At 75.0% G+C, this 24,641-nt stretch carries 21 protein-coding genes; 15 read left to right on the plus strand and 6 right to left on the minus strand.

The genetic code is table 11. The annotated features are described in order from the left end of the window. The 3 genes from NH342_RS10340 to NH342_RS10350 all read left to right on the plus strand — a co-directional run. On the plus strand, window positions 1-1,230 hold a 1,230-nt coding region (locus tag NH342_RS10340; protein ID WP_305884882.1), incomplete at its 5' end, for a glycosyl hydrolase family 28-related protein. A 22-nt stretch (window positions 1,231-1,252) separates the two neighbouring features. Then, window positions 1,253-2,359: a glycosyltransferase gene (locus tag NH342_RS10345; RefSeq protein ID WP_253014450.1), complete on the plus strand. Its 1,107-nt coding sequence runs from the start codon at window positions 1,253-1,255 to the stop codon at window positions 2,357-2,359. Window positions 2,360-2,466: 107 nt separating this feature from the next. Then, window positions 2,467-3,276, plus strand: coding sequence for a methyltransferase domain-containing protein (locus NH342_RS10350; protein ID WP_253014452.1), 810 nt, complete (start codon window positions 2,467-2,469; stop codon window positions 3,274-3,276). Here the strand turns inward: NH342_RS10350 and NH342_RS10355 are convergent. Genes NH342_RS10355 through NH342_RS10370 form a run of 4 tightly spaced genes read right to left on the minus strand, consistent with a single transcriptional unit; the run spans window position 3,249 to window position 8,287 of the window. Next, on the minus strand, window positions 3,249-4,367 hold the full coding sequence (locus NH342_RS10355; RefSeq protein ID WP_253014454.1) for a glycosyltransferase family 1 protein: 1,119 nt from the start codon (window positions 4,365-4,367) through the stop codon (window positions 3,249-3,251). The genes NH342_RS10350 and NH342_RS10355 overlap by 28 nt on opposite strands. Continuing rightward, window positions 4,364-5,713: an O-antigen polymerase gene (locus tag NH342_RS23415; protein ID WP_253014456.1), complete on the minus strand. Its 1,350-nt coding sequence runs from the start codon at window positions 5,711-5,713 to the stop codon at window positions 4,364-4,366. Before NH342_RS23415 ends, NH342_RS10355 begins: the two co-directional genes overlap by 4 nt. Further along, window positions 5,710-6,594, minus strand: a complete 885-nt coding sequence (locus NH342_RS10365) for a glycosyltransferase family 2 protein (RefSeq protein ID WP_253014458.1) — start codon at window positions 6,592-6,594, stop codon at window positions 5,710-5,712. The genes NH342_RS23415 and NH342_RS10365 overlap by 4 nt, the downstream gene beginning before the upstream one ends. Beyond that, entirely contained in the window at window positions 6,587-8,287 is a 1,701-nt protein-coding gene (locus tag NH342_RS10370; protein ID WP_253014460.1) for a hypothetical protein, read from the minus strand. Before NH342_RS10370 ends, NH342_RS10365 begins: the two co-directional genes overlap by 8 nt. A 200-nt stretch (window positions 8,288-8,487) precedes the next feature. Between NH342_RS10370 and NH342_RS10375 the strand changes: the two genes are divergently transcribed. Genes NH342_RS10375 through NH342_RS10390 form a run of 3 tightly spaced genes read left to right on the plus strand, consistent with a single transcriptional unit; the run spans window position 8,488 to window position 12,322 of the window. Beyond that, window positions 8,488-9,732 carry a glycosyl hydrolase family 28-related protein gene (locus NH342_RS10375; RefSeq protein WP_253014462.1) on the plus strand — a complete coding sequence of 415 codons (1,245 nt, stop codon included), beginning with the start codon at window positions 8,488-8,490 and terminating at the stop codon, window positions 9,730-9,732. An 11-nt stretch (window positions 9,733-9,743) separates the two neighbouring features. Next, window positions 9,744-10,682: an aldo/keto reductase gene (locus NH342_RS10380; protein WP_253014464.1), complete on the plus strand. Its 939-nt coding sequence runs from the start codon at window positions 9,744-9,746 to the stop codon at window positions 10,680-10,682. Further along, window positions 10,679-12,322 carry a GMC family oxidoreductase gene (locus NH342_RS10390; RefSeq protein ID WP_308200635.1) on the plus strand — a complete coding sequence of 548 codons (1,644 nt, stop codon included), beginning with the start codon at window positions 10,679-10,681 and terminating at the stop codon, window positions 12,320-12,322. Before NH342_RS10380 ends, NH342_RS10390 begins: the two co-directional genes overlap by 4 nt. On the opposite strand, the gene NH342_RS10395 is transcribed toward NH342_RS10390, so the two are convergent. After that, on the minus strand, window positions 12,292-13,494 hold the full coding sequence (locus NH342_RS10395; protein WP_308200636.1) for a glycosyltransferase family 4 protein: 1,203 nt from the start codon (window positions 13,492-13,494) through the stop codon (window positions 12,292-12,294). The two genes, NH342_RS10390 and NH342_RS10395, sit on opposite strands and share 31 nt — an antisense overlap. Here NH342_RS10395 and NH342_RS10400 point away from each other — a divergent pair. Beyond that, window positions 13,424-14,425 (plus strand): glycosyltransferase family A protein, encoded by a 1,002-nt coding sequence (locus tag NH342_RS10400; protein ID WP_253014480.1) that lies wholly within the window; start codon window positions 13,424-13,426, stop codon window positions 14,423-14,425. The two genes, NH342_RS10395 and NH342_RS10400, sit on opposite strands and share 71 nt — an antisense overlap. Window positions 14,426-14,434: 9 nt before the next feature. Here NH342_RS10400 and NH342_RS10405 read toward each other — a convergent pair whose 3' ends face one another. Further along, on the minus strand, window positions 14,435-15,859 hold the full coding sequence (locus NH342_RS10405; RefSeq protein ID WP_253014482.1) for a polysaccharide biosynthesis C-terminal domain-containing protein: 1,425 nt from the start codon (window positions 15,857-15,859) through the stop codon (window positions 14,435-14,437). A 259-nt stretch (window positions 15,860-16,118) separates the two neighbouring features. On the opposite strand from NH342_RS10405, the gene NH342_RS10410 reads away from it, so the two are divergent. The 8 genes from NH342_RS10410 to NH342_RS10445 all read left to right on the plus strand — a co-directional run bounded on the left by NH342_RS10410 (window position 16,119) and on the right by NH342_RS10445 (window position 24,555). Then, entirely contained in the window at window positions 16,119-17,741 is a 1,623-nt protein-coding gene (locus tag NH342_RS10410; protein WP_253014484.1) for an FAD-dependent oxidoreductase, read from the plus strand. 298 nt (window positions 17,742-18,039) lie between these two features. After that, the gene (locus NH342_RS10415) at window positions 18,040-19,581 is read left to right on the plus strand and encodes a sugar transferase (protein ID WP_253014486.1); all 1,542 of its coding nucleotides are present in this window, start codon (window positions 18,040-18,042) and stop codon (window positions 19,579-19,581) included. Between the two features lie 815 nt (window positions 19,582-20,396). Next, window positions 20,397-21,167: an SGNH/GDSL hydrolase family protein gene (locus NH342_RS10420; protein ID WP_253014488.1), complete on the plus strand. Its 771-nt coding sequence runs from the start codon at window positions 20,397-20,399 to the stop codon at window positions 21,165-21,167. A 140-nt stretch (window positions 21,168-21,307) separates the two neighbouring features. Further along, on the plus strand, window positions 21,308-21,529 hold the full coding sequence (locus NH342_RS10425; protein WP_253014490.1) for a hypothetical protein: 222 nt from the start codon (window positions 21,308-21,310) through the stop codon (window positions 21,527-21,529). Between the two features lie 523 nt (window positions 21,530-22,052). Further along, window positions 22,053-22,199, plus strand: a complete 147-nt coding sequence (locus tag NH342_RS10430; RefSeq protein WP_253014492.1) for a hypothetical protein — start codon at window positions 22,053-22,055, stop codon at window positions 22,197-22,199. 148 nt (window positions 22,200-22,347) lie between these two features. Next, window positions 22,348-23,754 carry a prealbumin-like fold domain-containing protein gene (locus NH342_RS10435; RefSeq protein WP_253014494.1) on the plus strand — a complete coding sequence of 469 codons (1,407 nt, stop codon included), beginning with the start codon at window positions 22,348-22,350 and terminating at the stop codon, window positions 23,752-23,754. Then, on the plus strand, window positions 23,735-24,379 hold the full coding sequence (locus NH342_RS24195; protein ID WP_253014496.1) for an N-acetyltransferase: 645 nt from the start codon (window positions 23,735-23,737) through the stop codon (window positions 24,377-24,379). The genes NH342_RS10435 and NH342_RS24195 overlap by 20 nt, the downstream gene beginning before the upstream one ends. Window positions 24,380-24,402: 23 nt before the next feature. Further along, window positions 24,403-24,555: a hypothetical protein gene (locus NH342_RS10445; protein WP_253014498.1), complete on the plus strand. Its 153-nt coding sequence runs from the start codon at window positions 24,403-24,405 to the stop codon at window positions 24,553-24,555. The last annotated feature ends 86 nt before the right edge of the window (window positions 24,556-24,641 follow it).

Here is a 24,641-nt window from a genome sequence, read left to right on the forward strand (position 1 = left end):
ACCCCGGACGCCACCGCCGCTCCCGCCTGCCCCACGCCGTCGGCGGCCACCTCCTCCGCGGCCGACGGTGCCCCGACCGCACCGGCGCGGCCGGCCACCCTGCCCGCCGCCCCGTCGGTGCCACCCGGCGGGGCTCCGGTGCAGGGTGCCGTCCGGCTGATCTCGCCCTTCGACACGGGCGCGGTCGGCGACGGCACCACCGACGACTCCGCCGCCATCCAGGCCGCCTTCGACCGGGCCGGCGTCGGTGACGTCGTCATGCTCCCGGCCGGTTCGACCTTCGCGCACAGCCGGGTGCTCACCCTGCGCTCCGCCGGGGTCACCCTGACCGGTGGCGGCACCCTGCGCGCCACCCGCGAGGCCACCTCGTCGCTGACGATCGCCGCACCCGGGGTGACCGTCAGTGGCATCACGCTGACCATCTCCGGCACCAGCCGGCGGTGGGACGCCTACGAGCAGCAGCGGCTCCGGCTCGACGGCGCGACCGGGGCCGTCGTGCGCGACGTCGTCGTGGACGGGTCCGCGGCGGCCGGCGTCTACGTCGGTGGCGGCACCTCCGGCTTCCTGCTCGACCGGGTGACGGTGGAGAACACCCGCGCCGACGGCATCCACATCACCCAGGGGTCCAGCGACGGCCGGGTGCTGTCCCCGGTGATCCGGGACGTGGGCGACGACGGCGTCGCGGTCGTCTCCTACCGCCAGGACGGCGCCCCGAGCGCGCGGATCACCATCACCTCGCCCTCGGTCGACGGGTCCACGGGCGGGCGCGGCGTGTCCGTCGTCGGGGGCACCGACGTGGACATCACCGGCATCGACGTGCGCAACACCTACGGCGCCGGGGTCTACCTCGCCGCCGAGGGCGGCTGGGGCACCACCGGGGTGGCCCGCGTGCGGGTCAGCGGCGGCACCATCACCAACGCCAACGACGACACCGCCATCGACCACGGCTCCGTGCTGGTCTACAACGGCACCACCGACCAGCTGGTCTCCGACGTCACGGTCACCGGGTTGGCGGTGACCGGGTACCGGGCCACGGTCAGCCGGGTGCTGGGCCTGATCACGAACCCGTCCTCGCCGGGCATCCGCGACGTCACCCTCAGCGCCATCGCGATCACCGGGGACACCCGGCCGGCCGCGCTGGTCAGCAACCAGGACGCCACCACGTTCACCCTTGGCTCCGTGCTGCGCAACGGGGCCGCCCTGGTGCGGACCGGGGGCTACTTCCGCTGAGCCGCCGTGACAGGCTCGTGCGGTGACGACCCCCCCGCGCGTGACCCTGGTGCACGAACGCCTCACCGAGTTCGCCGGGTCCGAGGCCGTGGTGGAGCAGCTGGCCCGGGAGTGGCCCGACGCCCCCGTGCTGGCGCCGATCGGCCTGCCCGGCGTCATGCCCGCCGACATCGAGCCCCGGGTGCGCACGACGGCCCTGAGCCGGCTGCTGCGCGGGCGCACCTACGCGCACCTGCTGCCGGTGCTGCCCGCCGCGGTGCGCCGGCTGCCGGTGCCGGAGTCCGACGTCGTCGTCGCCTCCCACCACGCCTTCGCCAACCAGGTCGTGCACGCCACCGACGCGCCCGTGGTGTCCTACGTGCACTCCCCGGCCCGGTGGGCCTGGGACCCCGCCATGCGGGCGGGGGAGATCGGCGGCCGGGTCGGCGGCGCCGGGCTGGCCGCGTTCTCCGCGCTCTACCGGCCGGCCGACGTGCGGGCAGCCGCGCGCGTGCACACCCTGCTCGGCAACTCCACCGCGGTCGTGGGCCGGATCAACGACTGGTGGGGCCGGCCGGCCACCGTCGTCCACCCGCCGGTGGACACCGAGAGCTACCGGCCCGACCCCGCCGTGCCGCGCGAGGAGTTCTTCCTGCTGGCCGGCCGGCTGGTCGCCTACAAGCGGCCCGACCTGGCCGTCCGGGCCGCCGAGGCGGCCGGGGTGCCGCTGGTGGTGGCCGGGGAGGGCCGGGCGCGTGCCGAGCTGGAGGCCGTCGCCGGGCCGCACACCCGCTTCGTCGGCCGGGTCGACGACGCCGAGCTGCGCCGGCTGTTCCGCAGCTGCACCGCCCTGCTCATGCCCGGCGTCGAGGACTTCGGCATCGTGCCGGTCGAGGCCCAGGCCTGCGGCACCCCGGTGATCGCGGTCGACGCCGGCGGTACGCAGGACACCGTGCTCCCGGGGGTCACCGGCGAGCTGGTGCCCCCCGTCGCACCGCAGGACGAGGTCGCGACATGGGCGACCGCGCTGCGCGACTTCGACCCGGATCGCTACGACCGGGCCGCCATCCGCACGCACGCCGAGGGGTTCTCGCGCGCGGCGTTCCGTGACCGCGTGCGGGACGTCGTGGCCGGCGTGCTGGCCGGCTGACCTCACCCGACGGGGGCACGCACCGGTGCGCCCAGCCGTCTGCGGGGTCTAGGTTCACCGCACCCGGACCGGCGCGCGCCCGGGGAGCACCCTGCGGAGGCACTTCGATGGACACCCTGCCCACCACGGTGCCCACCCCTGTGCCGGTGGTGGCCGCGGGCCCGCGGGAGGACCTGCGCCGGTACCTCACGTCCCGGTCGGACACCGTCCCGGAGGCCGGGGTGGGCACCCTGCTCGGCGCCCTGCGGACCGTCCTGGGGCCGAAGCAGCGCGCCGCGGTCAAGATGCTGGGTACGCGGCTGGTGGCCGGTCGGTCGGCCCGCCGGCTGCAGCAGCTGCACGCCTCCGGTCAGCCGCTGCTGCTCAACCTGGGCAGCGGCACCTACAACGCGGCGGGCTGGGTGAACGTCGACCTGTGGGGCCTGCACGGCCTGTGGGGCGTACACCCCGACGTCGTGTGGGACCTGCGCCGGCCCCTGCCCCTGCCCGACGGGTCGGTCGACGCGGTCTTCCTCGAGCACGTGCTGGAGCACCTGCCCGCCCCGGTCGGGCTGGCCGCGATGGACCAGGCTGCCCGGCTGCTCCGGCCCGGTGGCGTGGTGCGGGTCAGCGTCCCGGACTTCGGCCGCTGGGCCCGGGAGTACACCGCCCGGGTGACCGGCACCGGCACCGGACCCGACCTGTTCGACCAGGTCCGGCCCGGCCGGCCCACCGACCTGCTCGCGCTGGCCGAGGTGGTCTACGACCACGGGCACGTCTCGGTCTGGGACGCCGGGACGCTGGTCGAGCTGCTGCGCGCGGCCGGTTTCGTCGACGTGGAGGTCTCGGCCTACGGCCAGGGTCGGGTGCACCCGGTGCCCGACGCCCCGCACCGGGCGGACGAGAGCCTCTACGTCGAGGGCGTGCGCCCGGCCTGACCCCGCCGGACGGCGGCCACCGTGCCCTCGGCGACGTCGTCCCAGGTGCGGCGTCCAGCCGGTGCCGGGGCGGTCGGCCGCGGCGCGGCCAGCTGTTCGAGCACCGCGGCGGCCCACCCGTCGACGTCCTCGGCCGGCAGGTGCCGGGCCCGGTCACCGCTGACCTCGACCAGCGCGGCGTCGGTCGAGGTGACCAGCGGTGCGCCCAGGTCCAGCGCCTCGGCCGCGGGCAGCCCGAAGCCCTCGGCCAGGCTGGGCGCCAGCACCACGGCGGCCTGCTCGTAGGCCCAGCGCAGCGTGCCGTCGTCGACGCCCTGCAGCTGGCGCAGGTGGCCCGAGGCCACCAGCGGTGCGAAGTCCGGGCCGTAGGACTCCTCGCCCCACGGGGGCGGACCGACCTGCACCAGGACGGCGTCGGGCCGCCGCGCGACGACCTGCCGCCAGGCCGTGACGACGGTGGGCAGGTTCTTGCGGGGCTGGGTGTCGCCGACCACCAGGGCGAACGGGCGGTCCCCGAGCCCCTCGACGGGCCGGGGCTCCGCGGTCAGCAGCGTGGGGCTCGTGGCCAGCGGGACGGCGGTGCTGCGGGCGGCGGTGCGGGGGTCGAAGGCGCTCAGCCGGGCGCGGGTGGCCGCGCTGACGCACACCAGGGTGTCCGCGCCGCGGATGGACCCGGCGTAGGGCAGCTGCAGCAGGGTGCGCTTGGCGGTGCCGAAGTCCTGCGGGCGGTCCATGAGCAGCATGTCGTGGACGGTGAGGACGCCGTGCGTGCGGCCCAGGCCGCGGGGGAGCAGGTGCTTGACGCCCTGGACCACGTCGTACCGGCCACGCAGCCGCAGGCCCAGCGCGGTCCGCTCGTAGGCGGGCACGGCCGGGCCCGGCAGCGGCGGCAGCTCGAGCAACCGGTCGCGGTCGCCCGCCAGGTCGGTCAGGCCGACGGCGGCGGCGGGGTCGACCAGCAGGTGGAGCTCGACGTCGGGCCGGCGCCGGAGGGCGCGGGCCAGCTCGACGGTGTAGCGCACGATGCCCCCGCCGCGGGCGTTCCCCGGGACGTGGCCGGCCATGAGCAGCCAGCGCAGTGGCCGGGTCATCGGCCCGCCCCCACGGTGAGGCCGTGCGCCGGGCGGGTGCCGCGGTCCCGCACGGAGCGCAGGTGCGGTGCGCGCCGCTGCGTGGTGGGGCGACCCACGTAGAGGGCGACCACCAGCAGGGCCAGCACGGCGGGCACCACCCGCCCCTGGGTCCAGTACAGGTAGCGGGGCAGGTCGAGCAGGCCGGTGACCACCATCGGGTAGAGCAGGGTGCCGAGCGGGGAGCCCTCCAGGAAGCCGCGGAACAGCAGGCCGATCACCAGTCCCAGGACGACGAAGAACAGCACCCCGCCGACGGTGCCGAAGTCGACGAACGGGGTGGTGAACCCGCCGGGGTTGTTGAACTCGGGGTTCCCGAAGCGCTCCAGCACGTTCTGCGCCACCGCCGGTTCCGGAGCCGACAACCGGTCGTACAGCTGCAGCTGGGCGATGCCCGGCGCGGTCCAGAACGCGGACAGGGAGTCCAGCGGCAACCGGCCCGGGTAGGGGTCGTGGTCGAGGTGCAGCTGGCCGTTGTTGTAGGAGGTCGCGTAGTAGCCAACCAGCCGGATCAGCGCGAAGACCGGGAACGACTCGTCGGTGCGGGTCTTGAAGAACTGCCAGCTCCGCGAGTACTCGAAGGCGGCGAACAGCACGAAGACCAGGGGGGTCAGCACGACCGGTGCCCAGGAGGCGGCCAGCCGGCGGGCGCGGACGCGCGAGCGCGACGCGGCGAGCACCACGATCACCACCGCGGGCACGGCGACCTCGACCAGCGCCAGCCGCTCGCTGGCCACGAACGAGCGCACCAGGCTCAGGAACAGCACCAGGGCCAACTGCCAGGCCAGCCGGCGCTGCCAGCGGGTGACCAGCACCCAGGTCGCGACGACGACGAAGGCGATGCCCACCTGGGTCAGGCTCGTGACCCCGGCGATGCCCTGCAGGGCCTGCTTGGCCTGCCCGCTGTAGTTCTCCTGCGTGAGCAGCGACTGCACGACCGCGGCGGGGTCCAGCCCGTTGGCGATCCCTGCCGCGGTGTAGAGCACGTAACCGCCCAGGGTCACCCAGAACAGGCCCTGCGCCGAGGCGGCGAGGCGGTCGGGGACCACCCCGGGGACGGGGAACAGCGTGCGGCGGCTGCGCGGGGCCAGCACGGCGGCGGCGGTGGCGACGCCGGCCAGCACGAGCGCCGCCACCGCGATGAGCAGCAGCGTGCTGTCGGTGACCGACTTGCCGGTGCGGTAGAACAACCGGAACGCGGCGTCGTCGAGCCGCCAGGTCAGCAGCAGGGTGACTGGCACGAGCAGCGACAGGGCCCCGGCCGGGGTGATCCACCAGGGCGCCCGGGCCGGGGCCGGGCCGGTCACGACCCGGCCCCGGCGGGCCAGTCGCGCGGTCGGCGGTCGACCCAGCCGGCCCAGGTGCCGCGCAGGTAGGCGAGGTCGGCCCGGGCCAACGAGCGCCGGCCCAGCGCCAGCCGCACCCCGGCGCCGACGGCCTTGCGGGCGCAGTACCAGGCCAGCAACCAGCGGGGCAGCCGGTGCAGGCGCCACAGGTGACCGTTGCCGCAGCCGTAGCGCAGCATCTTGGCGACGAACCGGTCGTCGGCCGCGTCGCGCGGCTCGTCCTGCAGGACGACCAGTGCGGGGTCGTAGCGGACCGTCCCGCCGTCGTCGAGCACGCGCAGGAGCAGGTCGGACTCCTCGCCGGCGCCGTACCAGCCGGCCGAGCCCACCCCCATGCCCTCGTCGAAGCCGCCGACCCGGTCCAGGCGGGCGCGCGGGAAGAACATCGTGCTCATGATCGAGGTCTTCATGAAGTTCGTCCGGGTCACCGGTCCGCCCCGGTCGGGCCAGCGCAGCATCGAGGGCCGACCGTCGGGGGTCTGCTGCTGACCGCAGAGCCCGGCCAGGCCGGGCTCCGCGGCAAAGGTGGCCAGCACGCGGTGCAGGGCACCGGCCGGGAACCAGCAGTTGTCGTCGGGGAACCCGAGGAGGTCCCCGCGCGCCAGCTGCAGCCCTGCGTTGCGCCCCACCGAGGCGCCCCTGCCCGAGGTCGTGGTCCGCCAGGGCAGCGGCGGGTCCAGCTCGCCCAGCAGCGTGGCACACGACTGGTCGGCGCTCTGGTCGCAGACCACCAGCTCGACCTGCCCGGCCGGCGCGGTGCGCACCAGGGAGTCGACCAGCCGGGCGAACTCCGTGGGTCGGCCCACGGTGCTCACCACCAGCGAGAGGACCGGGTCACCCACGGTTGACGGGCAGCCCGGCCCGGTCCTCCTCGGGGACCACCGGCATCCGGCCGGTGTCCTCGGTGCGGTCGACCTGGACGTCGGGCCCGGCCGAGGCGGGGGTCGGCTCGACCTCGTCCGGCGCGGGGTCGGCCGCGGCGTCCGGCGCCGGCGGCGGGCCGACCGGCGACGGGGCCCGGCTGGGGCGGCGCCGTCCGCGTGGGGCGTGGTTGACCACGATGCCGGCGGGGGTGGCGCCGGCGCCGTGCAGGATCTGCACCCCTCGGTCGACGTCGTCGACGCGGCTGCCGCCGGTGGCGGTCACCAGCACGGTCTCGCGGCACTGCAGGGCGGCCCGCAGACCCTCGTCGGAGCTGTCCAGCGGCGGTGCGTCGACGACGACGGCCCAGCCCGCATCGGCGGCGGCGTCGACCAGCCCGCTGGTCACGACGTCGTCGATGCCGCTGCCGGAGGGCACCTCGAGCACGGCCAGGCCCGGGGTGCCGGTGACCTTGCGGACCTGGAGCTCGGTCGGGTGGGCGTCGGGGATGCGGTGCCCGGCGGTGTCGCGCCGACCGCCGAGCACCAGCAGGGTCGGGCCCTGCAGCCCGCCGAGCACGTCCGCGGCCTCCTCGAGGTCGTAGCTGACCAGCAGCGTCGGGCGCCGGAGCGCGGCGTGCCGTGCGTGCGCGACGGCGGTGAAGGTCGTACCCACGCCACGGCCGGGGGCGACGACGGCCAGGCTGCCGCCGTGGACCGGCCCGTCGGGCAGCTGCAGGGCCTGCAGCTGGACGGCCCGTCGAAGGTCACCGGCGCGGCGGCCGCGCGTCGAGGCGGGCAGGTCGGGGCTCAGCACCGGGACGCCGAGCCCGGTGACGTCGTGGGCGTCGCGCACGCGACCGCGCAGCGAGGACACCACCGGCGCGAGCACGCCACCGAGCAGGGCGCCCACCAGCACGGCGGCGACGACGGTCAGCACCGCGCTGGAGAGCGCGCCGCTGGGCTGGACGGTGGCCTGCTGGATGACCCCGGCCACCTGGCCGGTGTCGGCGGCCGCGCGCTGCAGGGTGTCGCGGGCGCCCAGCAGCTCCACGTTCTGCTGGGCCAGTGCCGCGCGCTGCTGCTGGTTGACGTCGACGCCGTTCAGCGGAGGGTTCGGCAGCGCGTCCAGGGCCTGCTGGTTGTTGGTCAACTGGGTCTCGACCGTGCCCAGCAGGCCGGTGATGCGGTCGGCCAGCCGCTGCTGCCGACCGGCCACGTAGATGTCGGCGGCAGACTGCGCCTGGGCGCTGGCCTGGGCGGCGGTGGCGGCGGTGGAGGTGATCGTGATGACGTTGGAGTCCCCGACCCGCACGGCCTCCAGCTGGACGTCCCCGACCGGCTGGCCGACCGCCGCCGCGACCTGGCCGGCCAGGTCGGCGCTGTTGAGCGACACCAGCTCGGTCTCGACGTAGGTGGCGTTGCGGGCCGCCTGGTCGCCGTCGACGGTCCCGGTGGTGGGGTTCTCCACCGACCCCGGGTCGGGGTAGCTCTGCACCAGGGCCGACGCGCTCACCTCGGGGTCGGCGCCCGCGGCGAGGGCGGCACCCAGGCCACCGAGGAGGACGGCGCCCAGGAGGGCGCCGACGAGCGCTCTGCGCCGGCGACCCGATCCGCCGCGGCGGGCGGGGTCCTCGGCAGAGGCATCGGCGCCGGGTACGGCCTGGCTGGTCACGGTGGTGGCTCCCCTTCATCCCGGCCGACCTCGTGCAACGCGCGGTATGGTTACCGGTACGCCGAACCGCCCCGTGGCGGGGGCCGGGGTCCCGAGTATCCACGAACGGGCTCCGTGGCAGGTTCCGTGCGCCCGCCGGCGCACCAGGTGTGTGCAGAGCCGCACGACCACCCCGCCCCTCCGACGACGGGACAGCGCTCATGGCCGCCACCGGCAGCTCGACGGTCCCCCCCACCGAGACGCCGCAGGACGCCGCAACCACGGCCCGCAGGCGCCGCCGCCCCCTGCTCGTCGCCGCGGCGGTCGTCGTGCTCCTCGCCGCCGCCGGGGTCACGTGGTGGCTCGTCGGTCGTGGCAGCCCCGACGAGGGTCTCTACGACCCTGCGGACGCCGTGCGGGTCGAGGACTTCGGTGCGGTGGGCGACGGGACGACCGACGACACCGCCGCCGTGCAGGCGGCCTTCGACGCCGTGCAGCCCGGCGGGGCCGTGCTGCTGGGGGAGGGGCGCACCTACGCGGTCAGCGACGTGGTCACCCTGGCCGTCCGCGGTGCGGTGCTCACCGGCGGGGGCACGCTGCTGGCCACCGACGAGGAGCGGTCGTCGCTGGCCGTCTCCGCGGACGACGTCGTCGTCCAGGACGTGACCTTGACCATCGTGCCGACGTCCCGGCGGTTCGACGCCTTCGAGCAGCAGCGGCTGTGGCTGGACGGGCACCGCGGGGTCGTGGTGCGCGACGTCACCGTGCAGGGGTCGGCGGCGGCCGGCATCTACGTCTACGGCACCCGTGACTTCGTGCTCGACGGCGTGCAGGTCAGCGGCACCCGAGCCGACGGGGTGCACATCACCGGGGGCGCGTCCGACGGCGAGGTGCTCCAGCCGGTGGTCCGCGACGTCGGCGACGACGGCGTGGCGGTGGTGTCCTACGCCCAGGACGGCGACCCGTGCGCGGGCATCCGGGTGGTCTCCCCGGTCGTCGACGGCACCGACGCCCGGGGCATCTCCGTCGTGGGCGGGACCGACGTGACCTACACCGACATCACCGTGTCGGGCACCGCCGCGGCCGGGGTCTACGTCGCGGCCGAGACCAGCTACGACACCACCTCCGTCGACGGCGTCCGGGTGGAGGGCGGGTCGGTCACCGATGCCAACACCGACCAGGACATCGACCACGGTGCCGTGCTGGTCTACAACGGCGGTGGGGAGCGCGTCGTGCAGGACGTCACCATCACCGGGCTGGAGCTGTCGGGGACCCGCGAGTCGGCCAGCCGGTGGGTCGGGTTGATCAGCGACGGCGGCGGCCGCATCGAGGACGTCAGCCTGGACGGCCTGTCGGTGACCGGCGCCGGCCCGGGGGCGCTCCTGGTGAGCAACTCCCCGGCCACTACGTTCGAGACCTCAGGGTGGACGCAGGACGGTGACGAGGTCACCGATCCCGAGCAATGACACAGGAGCTCATGACGGACCGACCGGAGGTCGTGCTGGGGACCGCCCAGCTGTTCGGCAAGGCCGACGACGGCGCATCCGCGGCGGTGCTGGCAGCGGGTTGGGACGCCGGCGTCCGGCGTTTCGACACCGCGCCCTCCTACGGCGGCGGGCGCACGGAGTCGCAGCTCGGCGAGTTCCTCGCCGGCCGCGACGGCGTCGAGGTCGTGGCCACCAAGGTGGGCCTCGCTCCGGCGCTCGGTACCCGGCAGGGTGGCCGGCAGCTGGTCGCCGTGGCCCGGGCGGTGTTGCCGGCGGCGGTCATCGATCGGCTCCGCCGGTCCAGCCAGGGACGTGCGCGGGGGCGGTTCGAGCCCGCTGCGGTGCGCTCGTCCCTGGACCGGTCGTTGGCCCAGCTGGGCGGCCGGGTGGACCGTCTCCTGCTGCACGAAGTCCAGCCGGCCGAGGTCACGCCCGAGCTGGTGGGGGTGCTGCAGCGAGCCGTGTTAACCGGTGAGGTGGGTGCCGTCGGGGTGGCCACCTCCAACGAGCTGACGGCAGCCGCCCTCGCCGCGGGGCAGGGGGTCTTCACGGTGGCGCAGTTCGCCGTCGGGCCGCTGGCACCACCGGTCCGGCTGCCCGCCAGCGTCACCGTGCGGGTCGGGCACGGCCTGCTCGGTCCTGCCGGTGAGCACCTGCAGCGCGTCGTGCTCGCCCTCGGCTCCGACCCGCTGCTGGCCCGTCGCTGGGCGGAGGTGACCGGCGCCCCGGCCACGCCGGCGACCGTCGCTGCCGCGCTGCTGGACCGCGGTCCCTCGACACCTGTCACCGACGTCGTGGTCGCCTCCGTCGACCCGGCCCGACTGGTGTCGGCCGTTCAGGCGGTGCGCGGACGGGCGCCGGCCCCCGCCGCCCTGCGCGACGTGCTCTCCGACGCGGTGCACGCCGCAGCGGGCCGGGTGCGGTCGTGATCGTCGACCTGGCCCGGGCGACGTCGGCGTCGCTGGCGGCCCTGCCCGCCGAGGCCGTCGTCGTGGTGGGCAGCGGTGCCGCCGGCATGGCCCTCGCCCTCGCCCTGGAGGACGCCGGGCGCCCGGTGGTGCTGGTGGAGTCCGGTGGTGACCCGCGCGACGCGGCCGGCATCGACAGCCGGGCGGGCCTGAACGACGGGGTCGTCGTCGGGCAGGCCTACCGCGGCCTGGCCGGGGCCCGGGCGCGGGTGCTGGGCGGGGCGACCCAGCTGTGGCACGGGCAGTGCACGCGGATGCACCCGCTGGACCTCGCGCCCCGCGACTGGGTGCGCGGGAGCGGCTGGCCGCTGGGCTACGGGGAACTCGCTGCCTGGTACCCGGCGGCCGAGCGCTGGTTCGGGTTGACCGGCCGGGGCTACGGCGCGGACCGGTGGAGGGAGCACCCCGGCGTGGTCCCGCTGCCGTGGCGCGCCGACCGGCTGCTGCCGGACTTCACCGAGTACACACCGCAGCCCTTCCTCGGGACGGCGCACGGCCGCCGGCTGGAGCGCTCGACGACGACCACCGTGCTCAGCCACGCCACCGTCACCCGGGTGCTGCTGCGCAGCGGCGACGGCCCGTCGTCGGGGATGGCCGTCGGCGTGCAGGTCAGCGCCATGGACGGCCGGCGCCACGAGGTCCTGGGCGGCGCCGTCGTGCTGGCCGCGGGCGCGATCGAGAACGCCCGCATCCTCATGCTCTCCGACCCGGCGGGCACCGGCCTGGGTTCTGGCCGGGAGCACACCGGCCGGTTCCTGCAGGACCACCCCGTCGTGGATCTGCTGGAGCTGGACCCCACCGACCCGGCGGGGTTGCAGGACCGGACGGCGCACCTGTACCGCGGGGGCACCCGGCTGTGGCCGAAGGTGCGGCTGGCGCCCGACGCCCAGGAGGCGGAACGCCTGCTCGACGCCAACGCGGTGGTGGTGCACGAGCACGACGACGCCGCGATGGACGCCGCCCGCCGGCTGGTCGGTGGGCTGCGCCGCCGCTCGCTCCCGGCGGGCTGGCCGGCGGACGTGCGGGCCTCGGTCGGCGCGGTGGGGCCGCTGCTGAGGGCGGCCTACCGCCGCCGGTTCCGCGGCCTGTCGGCCGGCCGGCCGGCGACCCGGACGGTCCTGCAGGTGTGGCTCGAGCAGGAGCCCGACGCCAACAGCCGGCTGCGCCTGGGCGCCGGCCTGGACCCGTTGGGCCTGCCGGTGGCCGAGGTCGACTGGCGGGTCGGCCCGGCCGAGCTGCGCACCAGCCGGGTGCTGGCCCGGTGGGTGGCCGAGGACCTGCAGGCCCACGGGCTGGCGACGGTGACCGAGCTGCCCGCGATGACCGACGACGAGGCGTGGCGGGCCACGGTCGTCGACGCCTACCACCCGTCGGGCACGACGCGGATGTCGTCGTCGCCCGTCGACGGCGTCGTGGACGCCGACGGCCGGGTGCACGGCGTCGAGCGGCTGTTCGTCGCCGGCAGCAGCGTCTTCCCGGTCGCCGGCTACGCGAACCCGACGTTGACGATCGTGGCCCTGGCCCTGCGGCTGGCCGACCACCTCGTGCGGTCGGTGCCCTCGCTCGGGGGTCAGGTGGAGCGGGCCGTCCGGCCCTCGTAGACGCCCACCAGGTCGGCGACGTGCCCGCGCAGCGCGAAGCGCACGCGCTGCGCGGTGCGCAGCGCATCGCCGTAGGCCTCACGGGCGGCGTCGTCCTCGGCGAGCTGCCGCAGGTGCTCACCGGCGGCGGCGTCGTCACCGACCGGGAACAGGCGCGAGCCGACCACGGAACCGACGGTCTCGGGGTTGCCGCCGGACGCCGCGGCGACCACGGGGAGCCCGTGCGACATCGCCTCGAGGATGCTCAGGCTGCACGGCTCGTCGGGTGCCGGGGCCAGGAACACCGAGCTGGACCGGAAGGCCGCGGCCGGCTCGGTCAACCACCCCACGAAGCGCGTGCTGCCGCCGATCCCCAGGTCGGCGGCCTGCCGCTCCAGCGCTGCCCGGTCGTCGCCCCGGCCGGCGACGACGAGCTGCCACCCCCGGTCGCCCAGCCCCGAGGTGGCGAAGGCGCGCAGCCCGGTGGGGGTGTCCTTCTCGGGGGCCAGGCGGTGGGCCATGAGCACCTCGCGCCGGCGCGGTGCGGTGACCTCGTCCTGAGGCCGGACGCCGTTGAGCAGGACGGTGTCCGAGGGCGGGCGGACGGTCCGCGCCACGAACTCGCTGACGGCGATCTCCGCGGTCAGGCCGCGACGGACCACCGGCGCCAGGGCCTGGGCCGCCCGGCCGTGACCGCGGGGGGCGGTGAGGTGGCGGGTCGCGAACCGGCGCCCACCGGTCAGCGGGGCGGCGGCCAGCGCGGCGAAGTCGGCCTTCGAGATGTGGCTGTGCACGACGTCACGACGTCCGCCGCCGGCCAGGGACCGGAGGGCCTCGGTGAAGGAGGCACCGGGGGCCCAGCGGACGGCGGGGTGCAGGAGCCGCTGCATCTCCTCCGGTTCGCCGCCGACGACGGCCAGGTCGTGCCCCCGGTCCACGAGCTCCGCGGAGACCTCGACGACGTAGCGCTCGAGCCCGGCGAACGAGCCGGTGCCGACGACGTGGGTGATGCGCAGCGGAGCCCCCCGGGTAGTGCCACCGCCCAGGCGGCCGGTCGGCGAACCGTACCGCGGCGGGCACGGCCGGCTCCGCGGACGCCGTCCGGCGGTAGGGTCGACCGCCGTGACCGCGCCCGAGGGACCCCCGCTGGTCGGGGTGGTGGTCCCGGTGTACCGCGTCGAGGCGTTCGTCACCGCTGCGCTGGACTCGGTGCGGGCGCAGACCTGGCCGCACTGGGAGTGCGTGGTCGTCGACGACGGCAGCCCCGACGGGTCGGCGCGGCTGGTGGCGCAGGTCGTGGCGGCCGAGCCCCGGGTGCGGTTGGTCCGGCAGGAGAACCGCGGCCTGGCCGGGGCGCGCAACACCGGCCTGCAGCACCTGTCGCCGGAGGTGTCGGTGGTCGCCTTCCTGGACTCCGACGACGTCTGGTGCCCGGACCACCTCGAGGTGCTGGTGACCGCGCTGCGGGCCGACCCGGCCGCGGTGGGCGCCTACGGGTACGCCGAGCTGCTGGACGGCGACGGGGACGCGGTCGACCCCGGGCTGCACCCCTCCCGCCAACGGGACCGCCGCCGGGTCAACGGGCGCCGGCTGGTGGCCGTGCCCCCGGGTGCGCCGTTGACCTTCGACGAGGCGGTCGTCGTCAGCCCGCTCTACCCGCCGGCCGTGGCGGTGTTCCGCCGGGAGGTCGTCGACCGGGTGGGCCCGTTCGACCAGGGTCTGACGCAGATGGAGGACTGGGACTTCTACCAGCGGGTGCTGCGGCACGGTCCGGTGCTCACCGTGCCGCAGCAGGTCGCCTGGTACCGGGTGCACGGCGGGCAGATGACCCGGCGCGTGGTCGAGGCGGTGCACCAGCACGACCTGGTGCGGCGCAAGGTGTGGCGGTCGCCGGAGAACACCGCCGCCCAGCGGCGGGTGGCCACCCGGGCGTGGCGGCAGCTCCAGCTGCGCCGCACCGCACGGGCGGCCCAGCGACTGCTGGGCGCACTGCGGCGCCGCGAGTGGGGCCCGGCGGCCCGGCTGGCGCTGGGCACGGCCGTGGTCGCCGCCCAGAACCTGGGGTCGGGTCCGCCGCGGCCCAGCACCCGGATCCTGCGCTGGACCGGCCGGACGGGCGGCTGACCCCCGGGTTCAGCGGGGCGAGACCAGCCGGACGGCGCGCTCGAGCGGTCCGGGCACCGTGGTGGCCAGCCACTCGAGGTCCGCCCGGGCCGCCAGGCCGACGGTGCGGGAGGCCACCAGGACGAGCACGGCGAACACCGCGGCCGCCGCCAGCACCCCGAGCAGGCCGCCGACCGCGGCCGCCGTCGCCGCAGCGGCACCGCCGGCGACCGCAGCGGCGGCGAGGGTGATCAGCAGGCGCCGGGGACGCAGGTGGAGCGCCACACCACGGCGCCGGGTGTGCACGACCAGGGCCACGGTGCTCACGGTCTGCGCGCCCGAGGTGGCGATGACCGCGCCCGTGGTGCCGAGGAAGGGGATGAGCCCCGCCGCCAGGCCCACGTCGACGACCGCCGCCAGACCGCCGGCCAGCAGCACCGGGCGCAGCTGGCCGGCGCCGGTCCAGAACGTGCTGCACAGCTGGCCGACCGGTGCCAGCACCAGGAGGACCGACAGCAGGCGGACGAGGGTCGCGGCCTCCTGGAACTCCGAGCCGTAGACGACGGGCACCAGCGCCGCCCCCACCGAGGCCACCCCGGCGGCCAGCACCAGGTCGATGGAGACGACCACCCGGGCGGCGTGCCCCATCATGTCGGTCACCGACGCGGGCTCGCGGGCATACCTGCTGGCGATGGCCGGTGCCGCAGCTCCGATCAGCGCGCCGGACAGGGTGGTGGCCAACCCCACGACGGAGAACGCGACCGAGTACATGGCGACGGTGCGGGCATCGGCGAAGACGTCGAGGAAGACCAGCTCCAGGCGGCGCTCGACGATCTGGGAGATGAGGACCGACGCGGCGATCAGCCCCCAGATGCTCGCCACGGGACGCCAGGCCGGCCGGGCGTGCCCCGGCACGGGCCACCCGCCGCTGCGCTTGTCGGCCCGGCGGAGCACGAGCAGCAAGCACACGGCGATGACGAGCTGGGCGACGAACACGCCGCTGATGCCGGCGCCGGCGTAGATGGCGACGATCCCGGCGACCGGGCTCAGCGCCTGCGCCACGAGCCGCCGGGACGCGCTGGGGCCCCAGCCGCGCCGGGCCACGTCGCGACTGGCGTGCGCCCAGCCGATCGAGTCCACGAGCGCGGTCGCCGCGGCGAGGAACCACAGCACCTGCAGGACGTCGCGGGTGAGGCCGACCGAGACCATCAGCACGGCCGTGAGGACACCGCCGCCGACGTGCGCGGCGTAGCTCCACCGCGAGACCCAGGCCAGCCGCGGTCCGTCGCCGACGCCGCCGGCCGCGGCCATCACCTGGACGCTGGCGAGGGTGAAGGAGTAGATCAGGACCGAGACCATGGTCGAGGCCACGTAGGCAACGACGCTCTGCTCGCCCAGGACCTCGGCGCCGAGCTCGCGGCTGATGACCACGGAGAGCACGAGTGTGCCGAACATCGGCAGGACCGCGGAGGCCGCGTTCCAGATGCCACCGACGAAGGCTCCCCGTCGACTGCCGACCTCGGTCGTGCCGGGTGCCGGGTGCGCCGCCGGTCCTCGGTCGTCGTCGGTGCTCAGGTCGGCCTCGTCCCCGGTGGTCCTGTCGCGTGGGCGCCTCGGCTGCGCAGCGGTCGGCGGCCCAGCGTAGCGGCCGGTTCCGGCGCCCTCCGCGGGTCGCGTCGGGCCTAGGCTGTGCAGCCGCTGTCGAGGTGAGGGAGTGGACGTGCTGGCGGTCTCGGAACTGGGTGACGTCCCGGCGGGGGCGGTGGTCACCGCGGACGTGTGCATCGTCGGGACCGGTCCGGCCGGGTCGACGCTTGCCCGGGAGCTCGCCGGGTCCGGCCTCGACGTGCTGCTGCTGGAGAGTGGCGGGTTGCGGCGGGAGGCGGAGTCCGACGCGCTGGCCGAGATCGTCAGCACCGGCCGGCCCCGGGTGACCGACCCGTGGGCGGTGCACAACCGGGTGCTCGGGGGGACGTCGACGACGTGGTCGGGACGGGTGGCGGCGTTCGACGAGGTCGACTTCCGGGCGCGGCCGTGGGTGCCGCACTCGGGGTGGCCGTGGGCGCGGGGTGAGCTGGAGCCCTACCTCGAGCGGTCGCGGGCCCACCTGGGTGCGCCGGTGGCCGACAACACCTCCGCCGCGGTGGCCGAGCGGTTGGAGCGGTGCTTCCCCGGGGTCGACCGCCGGGTGCTCCGGCCCTACGGGTGGACCTACAGCCGGGACGCCGTCGACCCCGGGGACCACATGCGCTTCGGGCGGCGGGCGCTGGAGGGCCCGGACGTGGGTGACCTGGCCGGGGTGCGCTGCCTCCTGCACGCCACGGTCACCCACGTCGACACCGAGCCCGGCCCCGGCGACCGGCGGGTGCGGGGGGTGGAGGTGCGCGGGTCCGACGGCGCGGTCCGCCGGGTGCAGGCGGCGACCGTGGTGCTCTGCGCGGGCGGCATCGAGAACGCCCGCCTGCTGCTGGCCTCGGACCGCGACGTGCCCGGCGGGCTGGGGAACCAGCACGACCTCGTGGGTCGCTTCCTCATGGACCACCTGCGCGGCCCGGTGGCGCGCTGGAGCGACCGCCAGGCGCGGGTGGTGCAGCGGTGGTTCGGGCCGGTGCGGCTGGCCACGGCGGACGGGCCGGTGCAGCTGACCCCGGGTCTCGTGCTCACCCCGCAGGTGCAGGAGGACGAGGGGCTGGTGAACGCCGCCCTGTTCCTGTCGGCCGAGATCGACGAGCGCGACCCCGTCCGGGCGCTGCGCGCGCTGAGCAGGCGGCAGGACCCCCTGGTCAACCTGCTGCGCATCCTCCGGCGGCCGGGCCTGGTGCTGGAGAGCCTCTGGCGGTTGGCCGGTCGGCAGCGGGGGGAGCTCCGGCTGCTCCGCGAGGTGGAGCTGCACGTCATCGCGGAGCAGGTGCCCGACCCCGACAGCCGCATCACGCTCTCCGACCGGACCGACCGCCACGGCGTGCGGTTGCCCGAGGTGCACTGGCGCATCGGCGAGCAGGACGAGCGCACCGTGCACCGGGCGGCCCGGGCCTTCGTGGCCGAGGCGGCGCGGGCGGGCCTGCCCGTCCCTCGCCTGGTCGGCCCGGTGGAGGACGGCGGCGCGCTGGACGTGCTCGACGTCGCCCACCCCACGGGCTCCACCCGGATGGCCGCGACCCCGACGGAGGGCGTGGTCGACGGCGACGGGCAGGTATTCGGCGTCGGGGGTCTGTTCGTGGCCGGCAGCTCCGTCTTCCCGACCAGCGGCCACGCCAACCCGACGCAGACCGTCGTGGCGCTGGCGGTGCGGTTGGCCGACCACCTGCGAGCCCGGGCGGGTACGGCCGGGCGTTGAGGGGGCGCGGCTCACCCCGCCGGGCCGCGGTGTGACCCGATTCATGCACGGACCCGCCCGGCGCTCGGATGGCGCGTCTCCGCCCGTTCAGCGTCGGGCGTCGTCACGCTGCGTAGCTGAAGGCACACGAGAGGTCCCGTTGATCGTGAACATCATGTGTCCCTGGCTGGCAAACACCTGTTCCAGGGCGACAGAGCGTGACGGTGGCCGTTACCGTTCACCCGAGTCAGCGTCCAATGGCGGGCGGAGGAGAACCACGAGGGGCCACGGGGGCCCCGTCCGGGGGACATCGAGCCACGTGATCGACACGACCGACCTGAGCACCGCAGAACGGGCACCGCGGGTGCGGGCCACCCGGCCCCTGCGCGCTCGTCGATGGCCCTTCGTGGCCCGGCTGCGGGGGCAGGGCACGGATGCCCGCCGCGCCTGGCGGGGCAGCTACCGGCGCCGGATCGCGTTCTTCGACGTCGTCGCCGCCACCCTGGCCACCGCGGTCAGCTACTGGTTCCACTTCGGCGACGGCGCCCCGATCGACGGCGTGCCGCAGTCGGCGGCACGGTTCCTCGCCTTCGCCATGCCGGTCGGTTGGGTCGCGTTGATGTTCGCCGCGCGCACCTACGAGGAGCGCTACCTCTGGATTGGCCCCGAGGAGTACCGCCGGGTCGGTCGGGCCACCCTGATGCTGCTCGGCGGGGTCGCCTTCATCTCCTGGGCGCTCAAGCTCGACCTGGCCCGCGGGTTCACCATGACGGCCATCCCGCTGGCGGCCGTCCTCACGCTGGCCGCCCGCTGGGTCGCCCGCACGGTGCTGCACCGGCAGCGGGCCGCCGGCCGGCACACCCAGACCACGGTGATCGTCGGTCACCGCAACGCGGTGGCCCACCTGCACCGTCAGATCGACCGCGAGGCGCACCACGGCTACCGCGTCATCGGCTGCGTGCTGCCGCCGGGTCAGGGCGTCGACGAGTCGCAGGACCAGTTCGACGGCCTGCCCGTGCTTGGCGACATGACCCAGGTCGCCGAGGTGGTGCGGCAGTACGAGGTCGACACGGTCGCCGTGCTGCCCTCGCCCGAGCTCGACGGCCCCCAGCTGCGCCGGCTGGGCTGGCAGCTGGAGGCCACCCGGGCCGAGCTGCTCCTTGCCCCGGCCGTCACCGAGATCGTCGGTACCCGGGTGGCGATCCGGCCGGTCGCCGGGCTGCCGCTGCTGCACATGGACAGCCCGGAGTTCAGCGGCCCGCGCCGCTGGGCGAAGTCGGCTTTCGACCGCACGGTGGCCGGGCTGCTGGTGCTGATGACCGCGCCGGTGCTGGTCGCGATCGCGATCGCGGTGAAGGTGACCAGCCCGGGCCCGGTCTTCTACCGGCACCAGCGCATCGGCATGGACGGCGAGCCGTTCGAGGTGCTCAAGTTCCGCAGCATGCGGCCCGGTGCCGACCGCGAGGTCGACGACCTGTTCGCCACGTCCAACGATGGCAACGACGTCCAGTTCAAGATGAAGGCCGACCCCCGCATCACCGGGGTGGGTGCGGTGCTGCGTCGTTACTCGCTCGACGAGCTGCCCCAGCTGTTCAACGTGATCGGCGGCAGCATGTCCCTAGTCGGTCCGCGGCCGCACGTGACCCGGGAGGTCGAGCAGTACGGCGTGGACATGCGTCGCCGGCTGCTGGTCAAGCCGGGCATCACCGGGTTGTGGCAGATCAGCGGTCGCTCCGACCTGTCGTGGGACGAGTCGGTGCGCATCGACGTGCGGTACGTGGAGAACTGGTCGTTGTCGTTCGACTTCATGATCCTGGCCAAGACCCTCGGTGCCGTCGTGCGCGGGTCCGGGGCGTACTGACCCCACCGCGCGCAGTTGTTCGGTGACACGCCGTCACAGGTGCTTCGTGTGGCGGCGACAGGCAGCCATCCTGTCGCCGTGATGTGGTGGGTAGCAGTCGTGCTGGTGGGATGGTGCGCGAGCGCTCCGCTGGTTGCGATGTCGACAGGCCGAATGCTGCGTAGGCGGGCATCAGGGGTGCCCGTCGAGCAGCTGGTGGACGTGCCTGCCGACTGGCTCACGGGCCGGGCGGACATCGCCGCCTGCTGAGCCGCTTCAGGCCGCCCCCGTGGTGCCGTTGCTGCAGTTCAGGCGCGGACACGAGCGGGGGTGAGGTTTCTTTGCCGTCATCGGGTATGGCTTGGGCAGCGTCGACACGGTGAACCGCGCCGCGACGTCGGCGTCGGCGTCGTCCAGCAGGCTGGTCCACAGCTCGGTCGCGGCGGACCCGTTCCGGTGTACCAGTTCGGGGCTGGAGATCGATGTGCAGCGCATACCCCCGGGCGGCGGTGATGCAGGCGAGCCCGGGGAACAGAAGCACCGTCCCGATTCCGCGTAGCTGTACCGGTCTGCCCGTCGATCCAGGATTGCGGTGACGACAGACCAGGGCGAGGCTCGCCTCGACCCAGCCGAGGACGGCAGCATCCGCCTGTCGTGGCCCGCGGCGAACGCATGCGGGTGCATCGCCAGGGCAATCTCGTGAGTCCCGCGAAGCTGCCCGTCAGCTCTGGGCCGGCTGCGGCATGTGACGGGCTCGCCGGACTGCAGATGTCAGTGCCCCTGGCGTCAGTAGGTTGACGCGGGTGTCTTCTTTGGAGCGTCCTCCGCGGTGGGGCTTGATCGCGATCGTCGTGCTCCTGCTCGCCAACGTCGGCCTCGTCCTCCTGCTAGCGCAGCGCAGCAACGGTGCTCCCGACGTCGACCTGGGCTCAGTGGTGACCGCGACGACGGCCAGCCCTCGTACCGCAGCTCCACCGCGCACCAGCGCGACCCCCGGCGCGGACAGCTCGGCCTCCTCGACGATTGCGAGGCCGTCGCAGAGTGGTGTGCTCGCGGTCTACGGCGACGGGTACTCCTCGGGCAACTCCGAGGGCGGCGAGGGTGCAGCCGGGTGGCCGGCCCTGGTCGCGGAGCAGCTCGGCATGCAGTTGGAGCTGCGGGCCGCGACGCTCACGGGCTACATGCGGCCAGGCTCGACCGGGCAGACCTACCCGCAGCTGGTGCGGGCGCAGCCGTCGGCCGACGCCACCGTGACGGTGGTGTTCGGGAGCCGGAATGACGTCGCCGCCCCGCCTGACGGAGTGCGGGCCGCAGCCAGCGCCACCTACCAGGCCATCCTGGCCGCCGACCCCGATACAAAGCTCGTGGTCATTGGGCCGTGCTGGAGCAGCTCGAGCCCCCCGGCCGAGCTCACCGCAGTGTCAACCGCCGTCCGGACAGCGGCAGAGGCGGCCGGGGCGATCTACGTCGACCCACTGGCCCTGGGCTGGTTCGCCAACCCAGCCGGTCTGGTGTCGCCGATCGACGACATATCCCTGCTGGACGCCGGCCACGTCTTCCTCGCCCAGCAGATCGGACCCTTGGTGGACTCCGCGCGCTCCAGCTGACAACTGCTCCGGGGCGGGTGGGGCGAGTGGGGCCGACACGGGACGAGTCTTGCGCCAGTCGCCTGGGGTAGTGGCTCGATCACGCTAGGTTCGGATCCGCCGGTCGACTTGCCGCCGGTTGCGACTGGTGAGGAGCGACGGTGGGTGCCAATGTGCGCGAGGTCCTGCGACAGAGCTGGTGGCTGTTGGTCCTTGGTCTCCTCACCGGTCTGGCTGTCGCATTGACGGTCGGACTCCTGCTGGGCTCCAACGGCGCGGATCTCGTCATCACCGCTGTGGCCGGCCTGCTTGCCGGCAACGCCGGCGGCCTCGTCGCCGCGGTGGTCCTTCTGCGAAGGGCGCTCCGTACAGCCGCACGCTGAGTGCACCAACAGAAGAGCGGTTACCGTCGCCACGGCTCGCGGCCGGTGGAAGGTTCCGGCGGTCGTGGACCCCGGATCCCCCCACCGGACGAAGGCGCGGGTGTCCAGTTGGCAGTGCTCCACGTGAACTGGGTCGGCGCGTTCCAGTATTGCAACTCCCCCGACGAGATGCGGCAGCCGATCCACGTCGTCACTGGCGACCTGTCCCTCGTCGACCCGCCCGCACGTCGCCCGGGGAACCAGAGTGTTCGGCGTCGACATGCGCCGTCCAAGGCTGATCCTGCCGCGCATGACCGGCCTGTGGCAGATCAGCGAACGGTCGGATCTGTCCTGGGACGCCTCGGAGCGCATCGACGTCCACTACGTCGAGAACTGGTCCCTGCCCTCGGTCTCCATGATGCTTCGCAACGCACCAAGAGCCGTGGTGAGCGTTCGGTGCCTACTGACCCTTCGTGACCGGTCTCTGTGGAATCCCCACTTCCGGGGGCTCCAGTTCCGGTCGTGGGCAGCCGATGCTGTGTGCATGGCCATCGCACTGCTCGTCGGATGGGTCCTCCTGGGGCTGGTCCTCGCCGTAGGCATCGGGCGGGCCATCCGGATCGCCGACCAGCGGGCCGAGTCCCGCGAGCTCGTCGTCCCGTTCGAGGCCGAGGTGACCACGGCCGCCTGACTCCGGCCCTGGGGCGCACGGGACGAGTGGGACGACGGAACGAGGTAGTTCGCTCCGCTGCACTGGAACTCCGCAGTAAACAGCTCGGCACTGCCGATGCTGCGCACGATCCCGCCGGACGACCGGCGGCGTGCGAAGGAGAACACCCGTGGCGCTGTCACGTCCCCGCACCACCCGCCGCCTGCTGCGCGGCTCAGCCCTCGGCCTCGGCCTGCTCGTCGCCGGCGGCGTCTTCGCCCCGGCCGCGTTCGCCATCGAGGACCCCACCGCTGACCAGCCTGAGGAGCTGAGCGGTGGCCCCGTCCCGCTGCAGGAAACCCCCGAAGAGGCCTCAGCCGTCCTGGCCTCACCGCTGGCCGGGGACTTCGGCACCGGGAAGTCGTTCGACGTCCGGGTCGCACCGACCGGTCCCGTCCCCAACGACCTCGACCTGTCCGGGGCGGTCTTCCGGGCCACTCCGACCACCCCCACCGGTGTGGTCTACGAGTGCACCACGGGAGACGACGGCGTCTGCACGTTCACCAGCTCCGACCCCATGGGGAGCTCGAGGGTCGGGCTCGCGTCGATGCGCTCCAACGCCTTCCTCCCGCCGGGCACCTACACCCTCACCCAGGAGCGGGCGACGGCCGGCCTCGACCGGAACGCCGGTTCCGCAAGCCTCTCCGTCTGCGGATCGATTACCTGCGCGTTCCAGTTGCCCAGGGCCGTTCCGGTCGGCAACGACTCCCTGTTCCGCACCGAGCTGGTCACCACCGTCACCGACTCCGCCACCGGCGACCCGGTCGGCTGCGCGGCCTACGAGCTGACCGGCCCCGACTACCCGCACCGCGGCGACGGCGCGCAGACGCCCTCGGCCGGCGCGGTCCCCGCGGAGTGCCTTCCCGCGACGACCGCGCCCACGACCACGGTGCCGACGACCAACGAGCCCACCACCACGGCGCCGACGACGACCACCGCGCCGGAGACCTCGGACAGCACCGCGCCCAGCAGCGGCAGCGACGCGAGCACGCCGTCCACCGACACCTCCAGCCCGGCGGCCACCACCACGACCTCCGACACCTCGGGCTCGCTGCACCTCCGGCACGGCTTCGCCCGGGAGGGGTCCGCGCCGATTTCCTACGGCACCGGCACCAGCGACGGCACCGGCCGGATCATCTTCAGCGGCTGGTTCCTCCCCGCCGAGGGCTACCTGCTGACCCCGACCGCGATGCCGGCCGGCTACACCCCCGACGCCGCGGACGCGTTCGGCATCGTCACGACCGCCCGACAGGCTGCGGCCTCAACGCCGGCGCAGGTGCTCCGCACCGTCGCCGGGCCGCTCGCCTCGGGCGCCCCCGCCCCGAGCACCTCCGGTGGTGGCGTCGCCTCCGCGGCCACGACGACCGCCGCGGCCGCGCCCACCACCACGGCCCCCGCGGCAGCGGCCCCGGCGCTGGCGACGACCGGCACCCCGGTCGAGACGATGGCGCTGCTGGGCGGCGGCCTCGTCGTCCTCGGCGCCGGTGCGCTGGGCACCGGCTCCGTCCTGCGACGCCGTGCCCGACAGCGGGTCTGAGCCCCGCGGCTGGTGGGCCCGGTACCGCCACGAGGCGGTGCCGGGCTCGCCGGCGCGGGTGACCCTGACCGGCGTCGACACCGACGAGTACCCGTTCGGCAGCGACGTCGGCCAGCCCGACGACCGCCGTCCCCCCGGGTGGACCCTCTCGGTCACCTACACGGACGGCGGCCCGGTGCGGTCGGTGCTGGTCAACCAGCCCGGCGTCCCGCTGCTCTGGTTCGTGGAGCTCGACGAGCCCGCCGCCGACCCGCCGGCGGCCACCCTGCTCGCCTTCTCCGACGCCCGGCACGCGCACGGCGCCGTGCTCACCCCCGACGAGGCGGTGGGTGTGCGCGGTGACCAGCAGGTGGCCGCGGTCCGGTGGTGGACCGGGACCGGCCTGGTGCACCAGCTGTACGTCGCCCCGCGGCACCGCCGGAAGGGCATCGCCACCGCCCTGGTCACGGCCGCCTTCGGTGTGCAGGCCGCCCGCGGCCGGCCGTCGCTGCACGGCGACGGCCGGCGCACCGACGACGGCGAGGCCTGGCGCGCGGGTCTTCCCCCCGGCCAGCAGCACTGGTTCGAGCCGTGGTCGCAGCGGCTGCCGTCGATGACCCCGGACCCCGGCTCAACCACGGCCTGATCCTTGCCGATACCGGGGGGACCATGGACACCACCGTCGTCACACTGATCCCGGCGCTGATCGCCCCGCTGGCCGGCGCCTGCGCGGCGTTCCCGCGCCAGGGGCGGTACGCCGTGTCGCCGAGCACCGCTGCGCTGCTGGCCCGGACGGTGACGACCGCTCGCTTGCGTCCCTGACACCCGGTCCGCCCGGTGTGACCAGTCTGTGCACCCGTACGTGTGCCGGGCCTGGGAGCATGACCGGGTTCGGTCGGACGACGGTG

This window comes from Klenkia sp. PcliD-1-E, from assembly GCF_024124375.1.
Lineage (GTDB): Bacteria > Actinomycetota > Actinomycetes > Mycobacteriales > Geodermatophilaceae > Klenkia.

What these genes read in the sequence shown, in the direction of transcription:
- NH342_RS10350 (WP_253014452.1), top strand. Translation starts at nt 2,467, where the DNA reads ATGGACACCCTGCCCACCACGGTGCCCACCCCTGTGCCGGTGGTGGCC.
- NH342_RS10355 (WP_253014454.1), bottom strand. Translation starts at nt 4,367, where the DNA reads ATGACCCGGCCACTGCGCTGGCTGCTCATGGCCGGCCACGTCCCGGGG.
- NH342_RS10375 (WP_253014462.1), top strand. Translation starts at nt 8,488, where the DNA reads ATGGCCGCCACCGGCAGCTCGACGGTCCCCCCCACCGAGACGCCGCAG.
- NH342_RS10380 (WP_253014464.1), top strand. Translation starts at nt 9,744, where the DNA reads ATGACGGACCGACCGGAGGTCGTGCTGGGGACCGCCCAGCTGTTCGGC.
- NH342_RS10405 (WP_253014482.1), bottom strand. Translation starts at nt 15,859, where the DNA reads ATGTTCGGCACACTCGTGCTCTCCGTGGTCATCAGCCGCGAGCTCGGC.
- NH342_RS10430 (WP_253014492.1), top strand. Translation starts at nt 22,053, where the DNA reads ATGGCCATCGCACTGCTCGTCGGATGGGTCCTCCTGGGGCTGGTCCTC.
- NH342_RS10445 (WP_253014498.1), top strand. Translation starts at nt 24,403, where the DNA reads ATGGACACCACCGTCGTCACACTGATCCCGGCGCTGATCGCCCCGCTG.